Genomic DNA, 21,327 nt, shown 5'->3' on the forward strand with positions numbered 1-21,327 from the left:
GGCGGGCAAATAAGACGCTTGTAATAACCCTTTAGACCAACAGGGACCGATGTTCGAGCGCGGCGCGGCGCACCACGTCGCTGATCCCGTCGCCACCGTTGCCTTCTATCAACTCCAGCAGCGCCTTGCGCATGCGCGGGTCCCAAAACTTCTTGAGGTGCATGGCCAGCTCCTGCAGGGCTTCCGTGCGGTCGGGCATGGTTTCAAAGAATGCGCCGATCTGGTTGACCATGCGGATCAGGTTGTCGTTGTTCACAGGATGTACTCCAGGTTGACACGCTCCTTGTGGCTGTACACGGAAAGGTCTTCACCGCGCACAAAACCCAGAAGCGCCACGCCGGCGGTTTGCGCCACATCAATCGCCAGGCCGGTCACCCCCGACACGGCGGCCAGCAACGTCACGCCGGCCATCGCGGTTTTGTGCACCATCTCGTAACTGGCGCGGCTGGTGACGACGATAAAACCTTCATTGGCCTTGACCCGGCCGCGCTGCAAGGCGCCTATCAATTTGTCCAGCGCGTTGTGCCGGCCGACGTCTTCACGCAAGACGACGATGTCGCCGTCCGCATTGCACCAGGCGGCCGCGTGCGTGGCGCCGGTCGCGCTGAGCAGCAACTGCTGCTCGCGCAGGTTAACCAAAGCGCGGGTGATGGCGCCCGCTTCAAACTCCCCGCCGCCTTGCAGCCGCGGCGGCAGGCGCACCGCATGCGCCAGGCTTTCGGTGCCGCACAGGCCGCAGCCGGTACGGCCGGTCATGCTGCGGCGGCGGTCTTTCAGGCGCGCAAAGCACGATGCCGCGATGGTCAGGTGCAACGTCTCCCCTTGTTCACTGCTGGTCTGTTCAATGTCGTGAATCTGCGTGTAATCGTCCACGATGCCTTCGGTCACAGAAAAGCCGAAAGCAAAGTCTTCCAGGTCGGAGGGGCTGGCCAGCATCACGGCATGCGAGATGCCGTTGTATTCCAGCGCCACAGGCACCTCTTCGGCCACCCAGTCGGATCGGTCGAACGCGCGATGCGCCCGCACCCCTGTCACAGGGGCTTCGCGGCAACCTTCAACCACCTGCATGAGCTGCCTCCGCTGCAGAGCTGCCTGCCGGCTGTGACGCCGCATCCAGCAGCTGCAGTTGCTGCTGGTTGAAGCGTGAGTAGGATTTTTGCCATTCCGACGGCTGCGCCACCGGCATAACCTGCACCGCAGTGACCTTGTATTCCGGGCAGTTGGTGGCCCAGTCGGAGCTGTCGGTCGTGATGACGTTGGCGCCCGATTCGGGGAAGTGGAAGGTGGTGTAGACCACGCCGGGCTGCATGCGCTCGGTCACCACCGCGCGCAGCACGGTTTGCCCGGCGCGGCTTTCAATGCCCACCCAGTCGTCGGCCTTGATGCCGCGGTCTTCGGCGTCGTGCGGATGGATCTCCAGCCGGTCTTCACTGTGCCACTGGTTGTTGTCGGTGCGGCGTGTCTGGGCGCCGACGTTGTACTGCGACAGGATGCGGCCGGTGGTGAGCAGCAGCGGGAATTTGCGCGTGACCTTCTCGTCAGTCGCTACGTATTGGGTGATGATGAAACGGCCCTTGCCGCGCACAAAACCATCCTTGTGCATGAACTCGGTGCCGAGCTCGGCCGTGTCTTCGTTGCACGGCCACTGCACGCTGCCGTGCTTTTCAATCTTGGCGAAGGTCACGCCCCGGAAGGTCGGCGTGAGCGATGCGATCTCGGCCATGATGTCGCGCGGATGCACATAGCTCATGGGGTAACCCAGCGCATTGGACAGCTTGACGGTGACTTCCCAGTCGGCCAGGCCCGCCTTGGGCGGCATGACCTTGCGCACGCGCGAAATGCGGCGCTCGGCATTGGTGAAGGTGCCGTCTTTTTCAAGGAAGGAAGAGCCCGGCAGGAACACGTGCGCGTACTTGGCGGTTTCGTTCAGGAAGATGTCCTGCACCACGATGCACTCCATCGACGTCAAGGCCTTGGCCACGTGCTGGGTGTCGGGGTCGGACTGCACGATGTCTTCGCCCTGGCAATACAGGCCCAGGAAGCTGCCGGCCACGGCGGCGTCGAACATGTTCGGGATGCGCAGGCCGGGCTCTTCATTCAGTGTCACGCCCCAGGCCGTTTCGAATTCGGCGCGCACCGTGCTGTCGGACACGTGGCGGTAGCCCGGCAGCTCGTGCGGGAAGGAGCCCATGTCGCAGGCGCCCTGTACATTGTTCTGGCCGCGCAGCGGGTTTACGCCCACGCCTTCGCGGCCCACATTGCCGGTGGCCATCGCCAGGTTGGCAATGCCCATGACCATGGTCGATCCCTGCGCATGCTCTGTGACGCCCAGGCCGTAGTAAATGGCGGCATTGCCGCCTGTGGCATAGAGGCGTGCAGCTGCGCGAACGTCTGCTGCCGGCACACCGGTAACGGCTTCCATGGCTTCAGGTGAATTGTCGGGACGGGCCACAAATTCGCGCCATTCGCGGAAGGATTTTTCGTCGCAACGCTCTGCGATGTAGTCGCCGGCCAGCAGGCCCTCCGTCACCACCACGTGGGCCAGCGACGAGATCATGGCCACGTTGGTGCCGGGCCGCAGCTGCAAGTGGAATTCAGCCTCCACGTGCGGTGAGCGCACGATGTCGATCTGGCGCGGGTCGACCACGATGAGGCGGGCCCCTTCACGCAGCCGCTTTTTCATGCGCGAGGCAAACACCGGATGGCCGTCAGTCGGGTTGGCGCCGATGATCAGGATGACATCGGCTTTCTCGACCGACTTGAAGGTCTGCGTACCTGCCGAGGTGCCGTAGGTCTGGCTCAGGCCGTAGCCCGTGGGCGAGTGGCAGACGCGGGCGCACGTGTCGACGTTGTTGTTGCCGAAAGCGGCACGCACCAGTTTTTGCACCAGGTAGGTTTCTTCGTTGGTGCAGCGCGACGAGGTGATGCCGCCGATGGAATCCTTGCCGTGCCTGGCCTGGATGCGGCGGAACTCGCTGGCGGCGTAATTGATGGCTTCGTCCCAGCTCACTTCCTGCCAAGGGTCGCTGATGTTCTTGCGGATCATGGGCTTGGTGATGCGGTCCTTGTGGGTCGCGTAGCCCCAGGCAAAGCGGCCCTTCACGCAGGCATGGCCTTCGTTGGCCTTGCCGTCTTTCCACGGCACCATGCGCACCACTTCATTGCCCTTCATCTCGGCCTTGAAGGCGCAGCCCACACCGCAGTAAGCGCAGGTGGTGATCTTGTTGTGCTCGGGCTGGCCCAGCATGATCACGGTTTTTTCCTGCAAGGTGGCGGTGGGGCAGGCTTCGACGCAGGCGCCGCAGCTCACGCATTCGGATTCCATGAAGGGCTGGTCTTGCCCCGGCGACACGCGCGACTCAAAGCCTCTTCCTTGAATAGTCAGCGCAAACGTGCCCTGGGTTTCTTCGCACGCGCGCACGCAGCGGTTGCACACAATACATTTGGAGGCGTCGTAGCTGAAATAGGGGTTGGAGTTGTCGATTGCCGGCTTGCTCTCGTTGCGGAAATGGTTGGCGCCCTCCATGCCGTAGCGCACTTCGCGCAGTCCGGTCACGCCGGCCATGTCCTGCAGCTCACAGTTGCCGTTGGCCGAACAGGTCAGGCAGTCCAGCGGGTGGTCGGAGATGTAGAGCTCCATCACGCCCTTGCGCAGCTCCTGCAGGCGGGGCGATTGCGTGCGCACTTTCATGCCGGCTTCTGCCGGTGTGGTGCAGGAGGCCGGGAAGCCCTTGCGGCCGTCGATTTCCACCATGCACAGGCGGCAGGAGCCGAAGGGCTCCAGGCTGTCGGTGGCGCACAGCTTGGGCACCTGGATGCCTGCATCGACCGCCGCGCGCATGAGCGAAGTGCCTGCGGGAACCGTGACGCTTTCGCCGTCGATCTCCAGCGTGACTTCCTGGGTGGACTCGCGTTTGGGGGTACCGTAGTCGGTTTCTTTGAGGTGTTCGAGCATGAAGTCTCCTGTCCGTCTTGTCTTGTTGGGGGTACTGCCGGTGTCAGCGGATCACGCGGCTTTGCGGTCCGGCACGGTCATGCCGAAGTCCTGCGGGTAGTGGTCGAGTGCCGAGAGCACCGGAAAAGGCGTCATGCCGCCCATGGCGCAGAGCGAGCCGTGGACCATGGTGTCGCACAGGTCGCGCAGCAGCTTGATCTGCTGCGGGCGTTGCTCGCCCGGGCCGTTGGCGATGCGGTCAATCACTTCCACACCGCGTGTGGAGCCGATGCGGCATGGCGTGCATTTGCCGCAAGACTCGATCGCACAAAACTCCATGGCGTAACGCGCGAGGCTGGCCATGTCGGCCGTGTCGTCATGCACCACGATGCCGCCGTGGCCCACCACCGCGCCCACGGCCGCGTAGGCCTCGTAGTCGAGCGGTGTATCCCACTGCGATTCAGGCACATAGGCCCCCAGCGGGCCTCCCACCTGCACGGCCTTGATGGGCCGGCCCGAGGCCGACCCGCCACCGTAGTCGTACATCAGCTCGCGCAGGGTCACGCCAAAGGCTTTTTCCACCAACCCGCCGAACTTGATGTTGCCGGCCAGCTGGATGGGCAAGGTGCCCCTGGAGCGGCCCACGCCGTAGTCTTTGTAAAAGGTTGCGCCGCGCGACAGGATGATGGGCACCGAAGCAAAGGTGATGACGTTGTTGATCACGCTCGGTTTGCCGAACAGGCCCTGGATGGCGGGGATGGGTGGCTTGGCACGCACGATGCCGCGTTTTCCTTCGAGGCTCTCGAGCATGGCGGTCTCTTCGCCGCACACATAGGCACCCGCGGCCTTGCGCACATGCAAATGAAAGCTGTGGCCCGAGCCAAGGATGTTGTCGCCCAAAAAACCACCTGCCTCGGCCACGGCGATGGCCTCGCGCATGGTCGCCACGGCGTGAGGGTATTCAGAGCGTATGTAAACATAGCCCTGCGTGGCACCGGTAGCCACCGCGGCAATCGTCATGCCTTCGATCAACATGAAGGGGTCGCCCTCCATGGTCATGCGGTCGGAATACGTGCCTGAGTCGCCCTCATCCGCATTGCAGACCACATACTTTTGCGTGGCTTTCAGGCCCGCTACGGTTTTCCATTTGATGCCCGCTGGAAACGCTGCGCCGCCGCGGCCGCGCAGGCCGGCGTCCAGCACTTGCTGCACCACGTCTGCGGCAGGAAGGTCCAGTGCGCGGCGCAGCCCGTCATAGCCCTCATGCGCCCGGTAGTCTGCCAGCGATAGCGGGTCTGTTATACCCATGCGCGCAAAGGTCAGGCGCTCCTGCCTTTTCAGGTATGGAATGTCTTCGGTCAAACCCAACTGCAGCAGGTGGACGCCGCCCAGCTGAAAACCGGCATCAAAAAGGCCGGCCACGTCCTCAACCTCCACCGGGCCGTAGGCGATGCGGCCTGCACCGGTCTGCACTTCGACCATGGGCTCCAGCCAGAACAGGCCGCGGGAGCCGTTGCGAACCAGCTCGATGCCAACGCCGCGCTTTGCAGCTTCAGCGGCGACGGCCGCAGCGACTTCATCGGCGCCCGCTGCCAATGCGGCGGAATCGCGGGGCACATAAATCTTGATGCTCATGCGGCGCTCCCGGCTTGCGCCACCAGGCGGTCGAATTTTTCGATTCCGACGCGGGCATGAACCTTGTCGTCCAGCGCCATCGCGGGGGACTGTGCGCACAGGCCCAGGCAGTACACGGGCTCGACCGTGAAAGCGCCGTCTTTCGTCGTGCCGTGGCCGTCGCTGCCCAGATGGGAACAGGCATGCGACCAGAGGGCGTCTGAACCCATGGCCTTGCAGCTCTCGGCGCGGCAGATCTGCACCACATGCCGTCCGGGCGGCTCGGAGCGGAAGTAGTGGTAATACGTCACCACGCCATGAACCTCAGCCCTGGACAGGTTCAGGGCTTCGGCGATGGGTGGGACAGCGTCAGGCGGGATGTAGCCGAGCGCGTCCTGAATGCCGTGCAGTATGGGCATCAAGGCGCCGGGCACATGCTTGGCCGACGCAATGACGCGTTCGACGGCCTGGTTTGCAACTTCATTCATCGTGTGGACCCCTATCTCTGTCTATGCACAAAGTATGTGCAAGGGACAGGGGCTACGTCCAATTGAATCGGGACACTGCCCTATTCAAGGATTGAATGTATGCAAATGCTTGCCTAGGTTGGCTTGTTTCCCATGCTCTCTCGGTGCGCGCTGTAGTCAGCCGCGTGGCGCAGCCACGCGGGCTCCGCAGCCAGCGCCATCGCGGCCTCCAGCGTGCGGGAGGGCCTGTCGCTGGCCTGCATCATGAAACCGACGGGCGTCTGCACGTCCGGCGTCAGGGGCAAGGCTTCGAGTTCGCGGTAACCCTGCACAGCACACACCAGTGCGCCCGCCAGCACGCTGCAAACCTCGCCGACGACAACGGTCAGGGCGAGCGTCAGCATGGAGTTGGTTTCCATCACAGGCTTGACGGTGACTCCCGCAGCGGCAAAAGCGGCGTCCACCCGGGTGCGGCTGTGCATGTCGGGTGTGAGCAGGCACAGCGGCAGTTTGGCGGCATCGGCCCAGGTCATGGATGCGCCAAAGCGCAACACATCGGGGCTGGGCGTGGCAGCGCGGCGCACCAGAAAATAACGCTCGGTGTACTGCGGCAGCGTGGTCAGTCGGGTGTTGCGCGCGCTGAGGCGCTCGGTATAGCCCAGCGCCATGTCCAGCGACAGGTTTTCAAGCCGGGTTTCGATGTCGTGCGAATTCAGGGAGAGCACCACCGGCGTGATGCCCGGGTGCCGGGCGTGCAGCATGGCTGCAAAACGCGCGGCGATGGAGACCGCCGTGGGAACGACGCCTATCGTCAAATGGCCACGCGGGCTGTCGACTGAGCTGTCAAGCTGCTGCTTGAGGATTTCGCGCTCATGCAGCATGCGCCGGGCGCTGGCGAGGACGCGTTCACCTTCTTCGGTGAAGCCCACAAACGCACGCCCGCGGACCACGATGGCCGCACCGAACTCGTCTTCCAGCGCGCGCAAGGCGTTGGACAATGCGGGCTGGGTGATGTTGCAGGCCTGCGCCGCCCGGCCGAAGTGCTTGTGCTCGTCAAGCGCCGCCAGGTAGCGCAGTGAAGCCAGCAGGTTCATGGCAAGAACGCCTCAAGTGTTCTTGGAGATCGTGATGGTCGGAAACTTGGCGGAGAAATCCTTGGCCTTCGCGGCCACGGTGACGGCCATCTTGCGCGCCACGGCCTTGTAGATGCCGGCTACTTCGCCGTCGGGGTCGGCCACCACGGTGGGGCGGCCGTTGTCGGCCTGCAGGCGGATCTGGATGTCCAGCGGCAAGGCGCCCAGGTAGTCCATCTTGTAATCGGCCGCCATCTTCTTGCCGCCGCCTTCGCCAAAGATGTGCTCGGCATGGCCGCAATTGCTGCAGATGTGCACCGCCATGTTTTCGACGATGCCCAGGATGGGCACGCCGACTTTCTCAAACATCTTGATGCCCTTCTTGGCGTCGAGCAGCGCAATGTCTTGCGGCGTGGTGACGATGACGGCACCTGTCATGGGCACCCGCTGCGACAGCGTGAGCTGGATATCACCGGTGCCGGGCGGCATATCGACGATGAGGTAGTCAAGGTCTTTCCAGTTGGTCTGGCGCAGCAGCTGCTCCAGCGCCTGGGTGGCCATGGGGCCGCGCCAGATCATGGCTTCGTCCTGCGCGACCAGAAAACCAATGGACATCACCTGGATGCCGTAGTTCTCCATCGGCTCCATGTTCTTGCCGTCCACACTCTCAGGCCGGCCTTCGATGCCCATCATCATGGGCTGGCTGGGGCCGTAGATGTCGGCGTCGAGCAGGCCGACGCTGGCGCCTTCAGCCGCCAGCGCCAGGGCCAGGTTGACGGCGGTGGTGCTTTTACCCACACCGCCCTTGCCCGAGGCCACGGCGATGATGTTCTTGACGTTGGGCAGCAGTTGCACGCCGCGCTGCACGCTGTGGCTGGCGATCTTGACCGTGACGTTGACGGAGACATTGCCAACGCCCGGCACGCCCTTGACGGCGGTGATCAAGCTTTTGCGCAGGCCGGCGATCTGGCTTTTGGCCGGGTAGCCCAGCTCGACGTCAAACGACACGTCGGCGCCGCTGAGCTGCAGGTTTTTCAGCGCCTTGGTCGTGACGAAATCCTTGCCCGTGTTGGGGTCCAGTACGGCTTGCACGGCATTGAGGACTGCCTGTTGGTCCAGGGACATGAGGGAATTCTCCATTGAATATGACTGGGCAGGCCGGCGCCCTCAAAGAGAACACGGCTGCGGGGACTGGCATGAAGTCTAACGCCGCAGCGCCTGCCATGGGGTCATGGGGGCTTGGAAGGGCGGGGGCATGCCCGGGGGACTTAAAATTGCGGGTTAGCCCTTCTCACAGCCTTCAAGGCACAAAAGCACCCTTATGTCCCAGCGCCGCCTGTTTGTCACCACCGCCCTGCCCTATGCCAATGGCAATTTCCATATCGGCCACATCATGGAATACATCCAGGCCGACATCTGGGTGCGGTTTCAACGCATGCAGGGCCATGCGGTGAACTTTGTGGGCGCGGACGACACCCACGGCGCGCCCATCATGATCGCGGCTGAAAAAGCCGGCAAAACGCCGCAGCAGTTTGTGGCCGACATCGCCGCGGGCCGCAAGCCTTACCTGGACGGCTTTCACATCAGCTTTGATAACTGGCATTCGACCGACGCGCCGGAAAATCACGAACTGGCCAAGCAGATCTACCGTGACCTGCGCGACAACGCCCAAGGATCGCTGATTGAAACCAAAACCATCGACCAGTTCTTTGACCCTGAAAAGAACATGTTCCTGCCGGATCGATTCATCAAAGGCGAGTGCCCGAATTGCCATTCGAAAGACCAGTACGGTGACAACTGCGAAGTCTGCGGCGCGGTATATGCGCCCACAGACCTTATAAACCCTTACTCGGCCTTGTCTGGCGCCAAACCGGTGCTGAAAAGCTCGGAGCATTTTTTCTTCAAGCTGTCTGACGAGCGTAGCGTCAGGTTTCTGGAAGACTGGATTAATGGAAACAACTCAAAAGGCAAGCCTCGCCTCCAACCGGAAGTTGCGAACAAGGTAAAGGAATGGTTTTCTGTGCGGACCAATCCCGACGGCACCCAGAGCGAAGGCCTAGGCGACTGGGACATCAGCCGCGACGCACCCTATTTCGGCATCGAGATACCCGATGCGCCAGGTAAATACTTTTACGTGTGGCTGGACGCTCCGGTCGGCTACCTGGCCTCGCTCAAGAACCTGCTGGACAAACGCGGTGAAGACTACACCGCCTACATGGCCGACCCCGACCTGGAGCAGATTCATTTCATCGGCAAGGACATCGTCACCTTCCACACACTGTTCTGGCCGGCCATGCTGCACTTCAGCGGCCGCAAGACGCCCGACAACGTGTTTGTGCACGGTTTCCTCACGGTGAACAACGGCGAGAAGATGAGCAAGAGCCGCGGCACCGGGCTGGACCCGCTCAAGTACCTGAGCCTGGGCATGAACCCCGAGTGGCTGCGCTACTACCTGGCCGCCAAGCTCAATGCGAAGAATGAAGACATCGACTTCAATGCCGATGACTTCATGGCACGGGTCAACAGCGATTTGGTGGGCAAGTACATCAACATCGCTAGTCGAACTGCGGGGTTTATCGCAAAACGTTTTGACGGAAAATTAGCAAGTGGCTACGAGAACAACCTGCAAGAGATGCAGGTTCTCGGCACATTTTCGAGTCAGCTCCCTCAGATTTCGCAAGCTTTGGAAGCAAGGGAATACTCAAAGGCAATACGCCTGATCATGACCTTGACCGATATTGCAAACTCGTATGTTGCAGATAAAAAACCTTGGGAACTGGCTAAAGATCCATCGAAAACTGCGGATCTTCATGTGACGTGCTCCTTCAGCATCATTTTGTTCAAGCTATTAACCCTTGCACTTAAACCGATTTTGCCGGTGACCGCCTTACAAGTTGAGTCATTCCTCAATATCTCCAACCTGACTTGGGCTGATGCTCAGAACCTCCTCCAAACGCCTCCTGGGGAATTAGCACCCAATCAAATAGTCCCAGCCGCGCTAATGGGCGGCCACGTCATCGGCGACTACAAGCACCTCATTCAACGCGTCGACATCAAACAACTTGAGGCATTGTTTGAGCCTCCAGCCCAGGAAGAGCCAGCGCAAGCAGCTACTGATTTGATAGCAGAAGAAACTGTGCCCGGCGGCGAGGCCATCGCGCCTGTCATCACCATTGACGACTTCGCCAAGGTCGATTTGCGCATTGCAAAGATCGTCAACTGCGAACCCGTGGAAGGCTCGACCAAGCTGCTGCGCCTGACGCTGGACGCCGGCGAAGGCCGCATGCGCAACGTGTTCAGCGGTATCGCTTCAGCCTACAAGCCCGAAGACCTGGTCGGCAAACTCACGGTGCTGGTGGCCAACCTGGCGCCGCGAAAAATGAAGTTCGGCATCAGCGAAGGCATGGTGCTGGCCGCCAGCCACGCCGACGAAAAAGCCCAACCCGGTATCTATGTGCTGGAACCCTTGCCGGGCGCAACACCGGGCATGCGCATTCACTAAGTTTGCGGCGCAACGCCGCCTCCTGCGTCAGGCCGGTGCCGAATTCCTGGCGTCCGCCGCCCCGGCAGCAAAGCGCAGCCCAGTGCCCGAACGGCTGGAAAGCTCGCCGAGCACAAGGCCCAGCGAGTGCAGCAATTGCGTTGCATCGCCTTCCCTGAAGGGCGCTTCGGCCACCGCGACCCTGAACTGCAGCACGGTGTTGGGCGGCAGGCTGGGGCTGTCGGCCAGTCCGCGGGCAATCAGCCGCTGGCCGATATCGGTAAGCGCCCCGCGCGTCAGGTGCCCCTGCAGGATCAACACAAAGTCTCCGTCGCGGTGCCGGGCAACCGTATCGCCTTCCTGGGCAACACTTGTGACACAGGCGCCGGCCTGGACCACCGCGCTTTGCGCCGCCTCCATGCCGTAGTCCTGCCGGATATCCACGGCGTTGCCCAGCCGGATGCGCACCACCGCGCCCGCACCGGGGTCGCGCTGCTGGCGAATCAGCAGCGCGTCCAGCCGCTGCAGCAGCACGCGGTGGTTGCCCAGGCCGGTCAGCGGGTCCACGCGTGTCAGCGCACCGACGCGCGCCTGGTTGTCGCGCTTTTCTCGGCTGCGCAGGTACAGCGCCATCATCAGGAAAAGGATTTCCAGGGCGGCACCGATTTGCGCGCCGAACTGCGTGGCCGTGCCCAGGGGCATCAGGCCCTGCGTGCGCAGGATGGGGAAGATGGAGCCCACGGTGAGGCACACCATCGCGGCCATGATCCAGATACCCACCGCCGGCCGGCGCCAGGTGTACCAGGCGGAAACAAAAAGGTAGACGGCGATGCTTCCAACGTAGTAAGGCGTGGCCAGGTTGAAAGACGACTTGTTCCCCAGAGCCAGGAAGGCCAGCACGATCGCAAGGCCCAGAACGGTCATGGCCAGCAGTCCGCGGGAAAGCCAGGGCACATCGCGGTCAACCACCATCTGGCGCAGTACAAGATGCAGCAATGCGGCAGTGGCAAGAGACAGCCCCACGGGCGCGCAGTCGTTCCACCAGGCATTGCGGGGCCAGAAAAATTCCCCTGCCAGACCGGTCAGCGACAACTGGCCAAGCGCCACGACCAGCACATAACCGGCATACAACAGGTGGATGGAATCACGCCACGAGACCGAGTGGAAAGCGCTCATCAGCGCCATCAGCAACACCAGGCCGATGTAAACCCCCAGCAGGAGGTGCCATTGCTTGGACTGCTCGTGAAAACTGCCCGGGTCGGACAGAACCCAGTGCATGCTGATCGGATAGTTGTGGGTGACCCGAAGGTAAGTGGGCCGCGTCTCACCGGGGCGCAGCAGCATCTCGAACGCAGGTGTCAGGTGGCGCACCGGCCACTCTGCTACGGGGATGGAATCACCTGAGCGCCTGATTTGCCATTGCCCCTCAGCAAGAGGGTCTTGCGAGGGGCGGTACAACGAGACACTGTCCATGTTGGGATGCGGTGTCGTGAGCATGACCCGGGTGGGCTGGCTCACCGCAGGCAGCGTCAACCGGTACCACAAGGCACGCCCGTCGCCAGTCGGCATGATCTGTTCCGGCCTGGCCGGCTCGCCTTCACCGGCTTCAAAACGGCCGTGGGCCTGCTCAAAGGTCAGCGAGCCGGTGCTGTCGACCAGCACCAGCCCCTGGCCAACCACGTCGTAGCCGTCGGACGGCACGCTTTGTGCAACAACAGCCGCGACGGGGGAAGGCGGGGCGGCCGTTTCCTGTGCAACAGCTGCAGCGTGGGCCAATAGCAATGCCGCCAGGCAGGCGGACAGGCGCGGCGGCATCGCAGACAAAAAACTTAAAAGGCCAAACAATCACTTCCCCAAAAAACCATACGCAGATGATCAAAACGGGACGACACTGATGATTCGACCCTGAAATCACACGAAAAGTAACTATTTCTACCTAACAAAACCTTCTAATGTACCGAATGTTGAGGCTTCGAACAATGGAAAAAAGTCATACGGGGCATTCAATGCCTGCGCCGTTGCCCATACCACCAGTCACGCAAATCCCACGCCCGACGCCCGCCGCATAATGCATTTACCGGCCTATCTCGCCCCGTTCCGCCCTCGCCTGTTTTCAGCGCTTGCCGGCTACACCCGTGAGAGGTTTTTCAAGGATGCCGGGGCCGGCGTCACGGTGGGTATTGTGGCTTTGCCCCTGGCCATGGCTTTTGCCATCGCTTCCGGCCTCAAACCCGAGGCCGGCATCTGGACGGCCATCATCGCAGGCGCATTGATCTCTGCGCTGGGCGGCTCGGCGGTGCAGATAGGCGGCCCGGCCGGCGCCTTTATCGTCATCGTCTACGGGATTCTTGAACGCTACGGCCTGGCCAACCTGCTGATCTCCACTGCCTGCGCGGGCGTGCTGCTCTTTCTGCTGGGGTTTTTCAAAATGGGCACGCTGGTGCGCTACGTGCCGGTGAGCATCGTGGTGGGTTTTACCAACGGCATCGCAGTGCTGATCGTGCTGTCGCAGGTCAAGGACCTGCTGGGGCTGGTGGTGCCCAAGATGCCGGCCGATTTTTTCTCGCAGCTGCGTGTGATTGGCGGGCACCTGGACAGCTTCAACCCTTACGCGCTGGGGCTGGGGCTGGCCTGCCTGCTCGGCCTCTTTGTGTGGCCCAAGCTGTTTGCCGCGCACACGCGAAGCGCCGGCGGTTTCACCACGCGGCTGATCAGGCTGATGCAGGCCGTCGAGGGCGTGCAGCTCAAACGGGCCACGCGCATGGCCTCGCGCATGCCGGGGCCTATCGTCGCGCTGGTTACGCTGACCGCATTTGCCTATTTATTGCACCTGCCGGTGGAGACCATCGGCACGCGTTTTGGCGGCATACCGCGTGCGCTGCCTTCATTTGCATTGCCCGACTTTTCCTGGGAAACCGTGCGGCTGCTGGTGGCACCTACCATCACCATTGCACTGCTGGGTGCAGTGGAGTCGCTGCTCTGCGCGCGCGTATCGGACCAGATTTCCGGCCTGCCGCGCCACGACCCCAACCAGGAGCTGATGGCCCAGGGCGTAGCCAACTTTGTGGTGCCGTTCTTTGGCGGCATGCCCGCCACCGGCACCATTGCCCGCACGGTGACCAACGTGCGCTCGGGCGCCACCTCACCCGTCTCGGGCGTGGTGCATGCCCTCACGCTGGTGGTGGTGGTACTGGTGGCCGCCCCGCTGGCCGTGCATGTGCCGCTGGCGGTGCTGGCCGGCATCCTGCTGTATGTGGCGTGGAACATGGGCGAGTGGCGCGAATTCGCCCACCTGCGCCAGGCCAGCAGCCACTACCGGCTCATCATGCTGGGAACGTTTTTGCTGACCGTGGTTTTTGACCTGACGGTAGCCCTGCAGGTCGGCCTGATCCTGGCCTGCGTGCTGTTTGTGCGGCGCATGAGCACCCTGTTTCAGGTGGTGGAGGTCTCGCGCAGCGCCGATGGCGCCAGCTTCCAGCTCTACGGCTCGCTGTTCTTTGGCGCGGTCGCCAAGCTCGACCCCATCCTGAACGTGGTGGAAAGCGCGCCCAAAGGCCTGGTGGTGCGGCTGGACGTGCAATCGCTGCAGTCGCTGGACACCTCCGGGCTCGATGTGCTGGAGCAGCTGCACAAGGCTATCGTGCTGCGCGGCGGCCGGCTGGTCATGGCAGGGCTCAATGCCCAGCCGCGGGCCGTGATGCAGCGCTCGGGCTTCCTGGAGAAAATTGAAACGCTATAAAAACAGGAGCTGCTTGCGCCCGTCCCTATTGGGCTGCAGCCCATTTTCCTTTATAAACTCACCACGTCAGCGATTGCCACCTGAAGCGCTCGCGCTTTCATCGTCCACCGAGCCCGTGCTGACCACCTTCAGGTCCCCGTCAAACACCACGGTAAAAATACGCGCCGCCGACGGTGGCTCCACATAACGCCAGTCGTAGTGGGTTTCCTGTTTCAGCGCATAGGGTGTGACCTTCATTGGTTTGCCCAGCATTTTGCGCACCTGCTCCATCCGCATGCCGGGCTGCACCTTGGCGAAATTTTGCGGTGTCAGCACCTGCCGCAGCGCGCTCATCCTGCCGTCTGCACCTATCGTGATCATGTAGTTGACCTTGCCCTCCGGCTGGCGGTTGTATTCGAAGGTGCGGGCGCCGGGCGCCGCCGCAGCGCCGGGCTGCGGTGTTTCGGCCATGTCGGCCGCTTCCCACACTTTCTCGGGCTCGCCAAAGCGCGCGCGTACATCGGCTTCCGTGGCCACGCCTTCTTCCAGTTCGGCAATGCGCTGCGCGTCGCATGCCACCAGGCCCAGGACAAATGAGAGCAGACCCATACAGATGACCGTCCTGACGGAAAAAAGTGCTGAAAAGCCCATTCGGGCCGGTGCGAAGGAGGGTGGGGAAGGTGGTAACAATGGGCGCAAGGCAGACCCCGGTAAAATCAGCCAACTATACGATTCAGGCAGTTTAGACCCATGTCCCTCCTCAACTTCTTCCGCCGCTCCGACTACACCTCCGATACCACGCAGTTCATCGACCAGCTGAAGGCCAACAAGCCCACCCTGGAAGCCGAGCAACGCGCCGGGCGCGCGCTGCTGTGGGACAAGAACCTGAACCGCTCCGAACAGGCGGAATACGGCGAGGCCAAGGTTCCGCAGCAGCCTTACGTGTACGGCACCAGCAGCCATCCGAACGGAAAATAAGGGCCGAACAGGCTTTCAGCCCTTGCAGGACGAGCGCAAGCAGCTATCTTTTTCATAGCAAATCTTTAACGCGCGCACCGCTTCGGCCTCTTTCATGTCCCAAACCCCTTTTTCACCGTCCCCCCAGGAGCTGCCGCCGGCCGCCGGGCAGGAGCTGTCCGCAGCCCTGAGCCCGGACATGCCCGCCGTGATCGACCAGGTGGCGCTGGCCCGCCTCTACGGCGAGCCGCTGTTTGCCATGCCGCACGACCTGTACATCCCGCCGGATGCGCTGCAGGTCTTCCTGGAGGCGTTTGAGGGGCCGCTGGACTTGCTGCTGTACCTGATCCGCAAGCAGAACTTCAACATCCTCGACATCCCGATGGCGGCGGTGACGCGCCAGTACCTCACCTACGTCGACGAAATCCGCAGCACCAACCTGGAACTGGCGGCCGAGTACCTGCTGATGGCGGCCATGCTGATTGAAATCAAGTCGCGCATGCTGCTGCCGCCCAAGAAGGTGGCGGAAGGCCAGGAGCCCGAAGACCCGCGCGCCGAACTCGTTCGCCGCCTGCTCGAGTACGAGCAGATCAAGCTGGCCGCCCACAAGCTCAACGAAGTGCCGCAATTCGGCCGCGACTTCCTGCGCGCGCAGGTGTATGTCGAGCAGTCGCTGCAGCCGCGCTTTCCCGATGTGCACATCGTGGACCTGCAGGACGCCTGGCGCGACATTGTCAAACGCGCCCGCCTGATACAGCATCACGTCATCAGCCGCGAAGAACTCTCGGTGCGCGAGCACATGAGCATCGTGCTGCGCAAGCTGCAGGGCCGAAAGTTCCTCGAATTTGAAGACCTGTTCGATGCCACACGCGGCATGCCGGTGCTGGTGGTGACCTTCATCGCGCTGCTCGAGCTCTCCAAAGAAGGATTGCTGGAAGTCACACAAGCCGAGGCTTTTGCGCCGATTTACGTGCGCCTGGCGTATACGCCGGCCTGAGCGCTCCCGCTGGCGTTCAGCCCGTCCCAGGGCCCAAAGAAGCCCGCAGGCTTGCCCCGTCAGCCTGGTTTAATGAATTTTTCAAATTAATTGGTTCTGGCAGTTCTACCTTGCTGAGTAGCGGCGTTGCGTCCTACTCCCTTCTGGAAGTCCTTAGCGGAACATGGGTCACTACTTAGGACTCCATGAAAACTGCGCAAGGACGCGCCCCTACACCCCGGGGCTTGAAAAAAACCTTGCTTGCCTTGACGATGCTGGCTCTTGGTCACGACCTTCTGGCCCAGCAGCTCCCGGGAGCCGGCAGCCAGATCCAGCAACTTCCACCCGCTCCTGTACCGCAAAAGGCGGCGCCGGAAATCCGGATTGAGGAAGGCGCAGCACCCATCAAATCAGCTCCCGGCACCGCCAAAATTCTGGTTAAAAGCCTGCAAGTGACGGGCGCTCGCGTGTTTTCTGAAGCAGAGCTTCTCGGGCTCACGGGTTTTGTCGCCAATACGGAGCTGACCCTGGCCGAACTGCAGGCCATGGCCGCGCGCATCACCGAGCATTACAGGAAGAACGGCTATTTTGTTGCCCGGGCCTACCTGCCTGCGCAAAGCGTCAAAGACAACGCCGTCACCATCGCAGTCAGCGAAGGACAGTACGGCAAGATTGTCCTGAGCAATCAGACCCATCTCTCTGATGCACTGGTCCTCAACATCCTGGGCGGCATCAACAGCGGCGACCCCATCACCAATGACACACTGGAAAGCCGGCTGCTGCTGCTTTCAGACATTCCCGGCGTCAAGGTCAAGTCAACACTGGTGCCCGGAGAAGCGTCCGGCAGTTCCGACCTGCTCGTAGACATCACGCCAGGCCAGCGCATCAGCGGCAGCGTGGACGCAGACAACGCCGGGAACTATTACACCGGGGAATACCGCCTGGGTGCCACGGTCAATATCAACAACCTGCTCGGCCAGGGCGACGTCGCCAGTTTTCGGGGGGTGACGTCCGGTTCGGGGCTGAACTACGGTCGCGCGTCCTACCAGCTTCAGCTGGGCAAAGCCACAGCGGGCGTTGCCTACAGCCGCCTGGCCTACGAACTGGGCAGGGAATTTGCCCCATTGCGGGCCAACGGCACAGCAGAAATTGTCAGCGTGTACGGAAGCTATCCCTTGATTCGCTCACGCAACACCAATCTGAACGTCGGTCTCAACTACGACCACCGGATCTTTCAGGACCGGGTGGACGCGATCCCCTCGGTCGTTGACAAGAAGGCGAACGTCGTCACTGGCAGTCTCTACGGGAACCACCTTGACAACCTGGGCGGTGGCGGGGTGAGCGCTTTTTCGCTGGGGCTGTCTGCCGGCAACCTGGATATTGAAACGCCTGCTGCGCTGGCGGCCGATGCGGCCAGTGCACGCACCAACGGCTCCTACGGCAAGCTGGCATTCGGTGCGAGCCGGCTGCAGCGCGTCACCGACACCCTCTCCCTCTACGCAGGCATCAACGGACAGCTGGCCTCCAAAAACCTGGACTCTTCCGAAAAAATGGTTCTGGGCGGCATGGACGGCGTCAGGGCCTATCCGCAGGGCGAGGCTTTCGGCGACCAGGGGTACATCGTCACCCTGGAAGCCCGCCAGCTGCTACCCAAACCAGAAAGTTTGCCCGGCCAGTTTCACCTGATCGGCTTTGTAGATGGAGGCAGCGCCACCGTCAACAAAAAGCCCTGGGCGGCGGGCAACAACCACGTCAGCCTCGGAGCCTACGGCGTGGGGCTGACATGGGGCGAGCCCGGCAATTTTGCGATCCGGACCTACTACGCACGCAAGCTCGGTGACAAAGCGGCCACCTCGGCGCCAGACAAATCGGGCCGTTTCTGGATCCAGGCTATCAAGTATTTTTAAGCGCGGCAGGCCGAGCCACCCCGCACCCAGCAAGCTTTTGAAGGACGCCTCATGAACCACATCTACAGAACCATCTGGAACGCCAATGCCAGCGCCCTTGTCGCCGTCGCCGAAAACGCAAGCGGTCGGGGCAAACAAAAATCGTCGCGCGCCGCTGCGAGCGCGATGCGTCCGTCTTTTGCCGGCAACCTGCTTTCGGTCTCCCTGATGATGGGCCTGGGCGGTGCCGCCCATGCGCTGCCGACCGATGGCGTGGTTGCAGCCGGCTCGGCCACCATTTCCAGCACCGGCTCCACCACCACCATCAACCAGTCGACCGCCAATGCGGTGATCAACTGGCAAAGCTTCGGCATTGCAGCCGGGCAGACCGTACAGTTTGTGCAACCCGGCAGCACCTCCGTCGCGCTGAACCGCGTGCTGGGCGCTGACGCTTCCAGCATCCTGGGCAACTTGTCGGCCAACGGCAAGGTGTTTCTGCTCAATCCCAACGGCATCCTGTTCGGCAGTGGCGCGCAAGTCAATGTCGGCGGCCTGGTCGCGACCACCATGAGCCTGAGCGATGCGAAATTCATGGCGGGTGACCACAGCTTCACCAATGCGGGGAACGGATCGGTGATCAACCAGGGCACGATCAACGCAGCGGATGGCGGATACGTGGCCCTGATGGGGAAAAACGTCGCCAACCAGGGCGTCATCACCGCCCGCCTGGGAAGCGTGGCCCTGGCCGGAGGTCAGGCAGCCACGCTCGACCTGGCAGGCGACGGTATGTTGCGTGTGTCCGTGACGCAAGGCGCGGTCAACGCGCTGGTGGAAAACGGCGGCATGATCCGCGCCGATGGTGGCAAGGTCCTCATGACCACACAGGCGGCGGGCAGCCTGCTGCACACCGCGGTCAACAACACCGGCGTCATCCAGGCGCAGACCATCGGAAACCGCAACGGCACCATTTTGCTGCTCGGCGATATGGATTCCGGCACGATGAATGTGGCCGGCACTCTGGATGCCAGCGCACCGAACGGAGGTAACGGCGGCTTCATCGAAACCTCGGCCGCCACAGTAAGCATTGGGAGCGGGGTGCGCACAACAGCCGCTCCTTTCGGCCTGCCCGGCACCTGGCTCATCGATCCCCAAGACTTCGTCGTTGGCCCCGGCGGCAATATCTCGGGCGTCCAGCTTGGGCTCGACCTGGTCAACAGCAACGTCACTATCGCCACCGCGCCCGGGCCCGGCAACGGGGATATTTTTATCAACGAGGCAGTGAGCTGGACGACCCCCGTTGGTGCGCCCACCACCACGTTAACCCTCAATGCGGACAGGGACGTCAATATCAATGCCCCCATCACGGCCACGGATGGCAACCTGGCCGTGTGTTGCGGACGCGATATCAATGTCAATGCAGCCATCACAACAACCCGGGGCAGCATGCTGATGAGCGCCGGGCGCAATTTCAACAAGGTCGGTGCCATGACGGCGACCAACGGCAACATCATGATCTGCGCCGCCAATGACGTGAGCCTCGCCGGCGCACTCACGCTGGACAATGGCACCCTTGATCCGACACGCAGCCTGGGCTTGCCGCGCGGGCTGACGATCATTGCGGACACGGATGGCACCGGGCCTGGCGTCGCGGGCGGCACCGTGATTTTCGCCCCGCTTGCGCCTGCCTGGGCCATCACCAATGCGCCGGTCACGGTCACTTACAACCCGGTTTCTTACACGACACCGACGGACTATTCAACCAAATTCACGCTGACCGCCGGAGCAGCGCTGGCCCAACGCATGCTGGTGTTCCCTGAAGTCACCAAAACCTACGACGGAAGCACCGCCGCCACCCTCGTGTCCCTGAAAGGCAACCCGGCGGGGGTCAGCCTGGTGGCTGATCCGGGCAGCACCGCCGTGTTCAACGGCGCAGACCCGGGGACCGGCAAAACCGTGACCTTTACCGGCTACCGCCTGGCAGGGCCCGATGCTGCCCAATATGCGCTGGCCACGTCCTGTTGCGGGCCGATTGTCAGCAAGACCACCGGGACCATCAGTCCTGCGACTCTTGTGGCTCCTGGGGTTCTCGCAGCTCTTGGGGCCACCACTCCCTTCATGGGCATGACCGTGGTCGCAATGGCGGGTGCGTTCCCTCTGGACCTGATGCCAACGCCCTACGCCGGCAACAACGACGTGTTTCTGGCTCTTGCCGAGGAACAGGAAGTGGCTCCCACGGCCATTCCGCTCATCCCGCCCAAACCCTATGTGGCCCGGCGTTATGCCCCAAAACCTGAACGCAACTAACGAGCAGACTCAAGAACTGGCTCACCACATGTCACTTCCGCTTCTTGCGAGCGCCTGCGTATCCCTGGCAAAAGCCGCCAGAGCACCTACTGCACGGGGAATATGCCTGGCCGCCCTCCTGACCATGCCGGCCCTCCAGGGCACATGGGCCGCGGGCGCAGCTTCAACCTCCGCATCCGTTTCGCCCCAACATGCCAGCTTCGGGCAGCAACAGGTGTCCAGGGAGGTCTCCGGTCTGGCTGCGTGGATTGTTCACTCGGCCGACAACCAGGGCATGCCCTTCATGATTGTCGACAAGGTCAACGCGCAGGTTCTGGTCCTTGGCAAGGACGGACAACTCATAGGCGCGGCGCCCGCACTGCTTGGCCTGGCACGCGGCGACGACTCCACACCCGGCATTGGCGAACGCAAGCTCTCCACCATCCTGGCGCACGAACGCACCACACCCGCCGGCCGGTTTGTCGCCTCGCTGGACCGGAACCTTCATGGCGTAGAAATACTCTGGATTGACTACGCCACCTCCATCTCCCTTCACAGGGTGGTAAGGGGAACGCCCGCCGAGCAGCGCGCCCAGCGCCTGAGCAGCACCACTTCTGCAGACAACCGCATCACCTTTGGCTGCATCAACGTTCCTGTCAGTTTTTACGACAAGGTGGTCAGTCCGGCTTTCACCGGAACCAACGGCATCGTGTACATCCTGCCCGAAACGCGGACCGCGCAAGAAGTTTTCGGGTCCTATGACATTAATGGGGGTACGCAACGTCAGCCTTCCGCCACACCCTAACAGCCTGGGCACCCGGCTCAATAACTTCGCGTCTAAACCCGGCCACCTGGCGATTGGCTGATAATTTGCGATTTCCTGACCACAGGATATCCGGCCACTGGCTTGCTGCGTGACCCTACAGACTCATACTGCC

The 21,327-nt window shown here is 62.2% G+C and carries 16 protein-coding genes; 7 read left to right on the forward strand and 9 right to left on the reverse strand.

From position 1 onward, the window contains the following. Nucleotides 1–31: 31 nt before the first annotated feature. From AC1DYR_RS11745 to apbC, 7 genes are all read right to left on the reverse strand, one after another. Nucleotides 32–256 (reverse strand): formate dehydrogenase subunit delta, encoded by a 225-nt coding sequence (locus AC1DYR_RS11745; protein ID WP_477648462.1) that lies wholly within the window; start codon nucleotides 254–256, stop codon nucleotides 32–34. After that, nucleotides 253–1,068, reverse strand: a complete 816-nt coding sequence (fdhD, locus tag AC1DYR_RS11750) for a formate dehydrogenase accessory sulfurtransferase FdhD (protein ID WP_477705266.1) — start codon at nucleotides 1,066–1,068, stop codon at nucleotides 253–255. The genes AC1DYR_RS11745 and fdhD overlap by 4 nt, the downstream gene beginning before the upstream one ends. Then, a complete protein-coding gene (gene fdhF / locus AC1DYR_RS11755; RefSeq protein ID WP_477705267.1) occupies nucleotides 1,055–3,955 on the reverse strand; it encodes a formate dehydrogenase subunit alpha in 2,901 nt (966 codons plus the stop codon). The genes fdhD and fdhF overlap by 14 nt, the downstream gene beginning before the upstream one ends. Before the next feature lie 51 nt (nucleotides 3,956–4,006). After that, on the reverse strand, nucleotides 4,007–5,569 hold the full coding sequence (locus tag AC1DYR_RS11760; protein WP_477705268.1) for a formate dehydrogenase beta subunit: 1,563 nt from the start codon (nucleotides 5,567–5,569) through the stop codon (nucleotides 4,007–4,009). Further along, entirely contained in the window at nucleotides 5,566–6,036 is a 471-nt protein-coding gene (locus AC1DYR_RS11765; protein ID WP_477705269.1) for a formate dehydrogenase subunit gamma, read from the reverse strand. The genes AC1DYR_RS11760 and AC1DYR_RS11765 overlap by 4 nt, the downstream gene beginning before the upstream one ends. A gap of 113 nt (nucleotides 6,037–6,149) precedes the next feature. After that, nucleotides 6,150–7,109: a LysR substrate-binding domain-containing protein gene (locus AC1DYR_RS11770; protein ID WP_477705270.1), complete on the reverse strand. Its 960-nt coding sequence runs from the start codon at nucleotides 7,107–7,109 to the stop codon at nucleotides 6,150–6,152. A gap of 12 nt (nucleotides 7,110–7,121) precedes the next feature. Further along, complete coding sequence (apbC, locus tag AC1DYR_RS11775; protein WP_477705271.1) at nucleotides 7,122–8,213, reverse strand: iron-sulfur cluster carrier protein ApbC; 1,092 nt, start codon at nucleotides 8,211–8,213, stop codon at nucleotides 7,122–7,124. A gap of 196 nt (nucleotides 8,214–8,409) precedes the next feature. Between apbC and metG the strand changes: the two genes are divergently transcribed. Continuing rightward, nucleotides 8,410–10,590, forward strand: a complete 2,181-nt coding sequence (gene metG / locus AC1DYR_RS11780) for a methionine--tRNA ligase (protein WP_477705272.1) — start codon at nucleotides 8,410–8,412, stop codon at nucleotides 10,588–10,590. Between the two features lie 27 nt (nucleotides 10,591–10,617). On the opposite strand, the gene AC1DYR_RS11785 is transcribed toward metG, so the two are convergent. Next, on the reverse strand, nucleotides 10,618–12,384 hold the full coding sequence (locus AC1DYR_RS11785) for a sensor domain-containing diguanylate cyclase (protein ID WP_477705912.1): 1,767 nt from the start codon (nucleotides 12,382–12,384) through the stop codon (nucleotides 10,618–10,620). Between the two features lie 253 nt (nucleotides 12,385–12,637). Here AC1DYR_RS11785 and AC1DYR_RS11790 point away from each other — a divergent pair, with 253 nt between their 5' ends. After that, on the forward strand, nucleotides 12,638–14,308 hold the full coding sequence (locus AC1DYR_RS11790; protein ID WP_477705273.1) for a SulP family inorganic anion transporter: 1,671 nt from the start codon (nucleotides 12,638–12,640) through the stop codon (nucleotides 14,306–14,308). Between the two features lie 66 nt (nucleotides 14,309–14,374). On the opposite strand, the gene bamE is transcribed toward AC1DYR_RS11790, so the two are convergent. Continuing rightward, nucleotides 14,375–14,896: an outer membrane protein assembly factor BamE domain-containing protein gene (bamE, locus tag AC1DYR_RS11795; RefSeq protein WP_477705274.1), complete on the reverse strand. Its 522-nt coding sequence runs from the start codon at nucleotides 14,894–14,896 to the stop codon at nucleotides 14,375–14,377. Between the two features lie 141 nt (nucleotides 14,897–15,037). Between bamE and AC1DYR_RS11800 the strand changes: the two genes are divergently transcribed. The 5 genes from AC1DYR_RS11800 to AC1DYR_RS11820 all read left to right on the forward strand — a co-directional run bounded on the left by AC1DYR_RS11800 (nucleotide 15,038) and on the right by AC1DYR_RS11820 (nucleotide 21,194). Further along, nucleotides 15,038–15,265, forward strand: a complete 228-nt coding sequence (locus AC1DYR_RS11800) for a DUF3460 family protein (protein ID WP_477658447.1) — start codon at nucleotides 15,038–15,040, stop codon at nucleotides 15,263–15,265. Nucleotides 15,266–15,359: 94 nt separating this feature from the next. Further along, nucleotides 15,360–16,241 carry a segregation and condensation protein A gene (locus tag AC1DYR_RS11805; protein ID WP_477705275.1) on the forward strand — a complete coding sequence of 294 codons (882 nt, stop codon included), beginning with the start codon at nucleotides 15,360–15,362 and terminating at the stop codon, nucleotides 16,239–16,241. A gap of 185 nt (nucleotides 16,242–16,426) precedes the next feature. Beyond that, a complete protein-coding gene (locus tag AC1DYR_RS11810) occupies nucleotides 16,427–18,127 on the forward strand; it encodes a ShlB/FhaC/HecB family hemolysin secretion/activation protein (protein ID WP_477705276.1) in 1,701 nt (566 codons plus the stop codon). A 51-nt stretch (nucleotides 18,128–18,178) separates the two neighbouring features. Beyond that, nucleotides 18,179–20,410: a two-partner secretion domain-containing protein gene (locus AC1DYR_RS11815; RefSeq protein WP_477705277.1), complete on the forward strand. Its 2,232-nt coding sequence runs from the start codon at nucleotides 18,179–18,181 to the stop codon at nucleotides 20,408–20,410. Nucleotides 20,411–20,534: 124 nt separating this feature from the next. Then, a complete protein-coding gene (locus AC1DYR_RS11820; protein WP_477705278.1) occupies nucleotides 20,535–21,194 on the forward strand; it encodes a hypothetical protein in 660 nt (219 codons plus the stop codon). The last annotated feature ends 133 nt before the right edge of the window (nucleotides 21,195–21,327 follow it).

The sequence above is a fragment of the Polaromonas sp. P1_F9 genome (assembly GCF_056405615.1).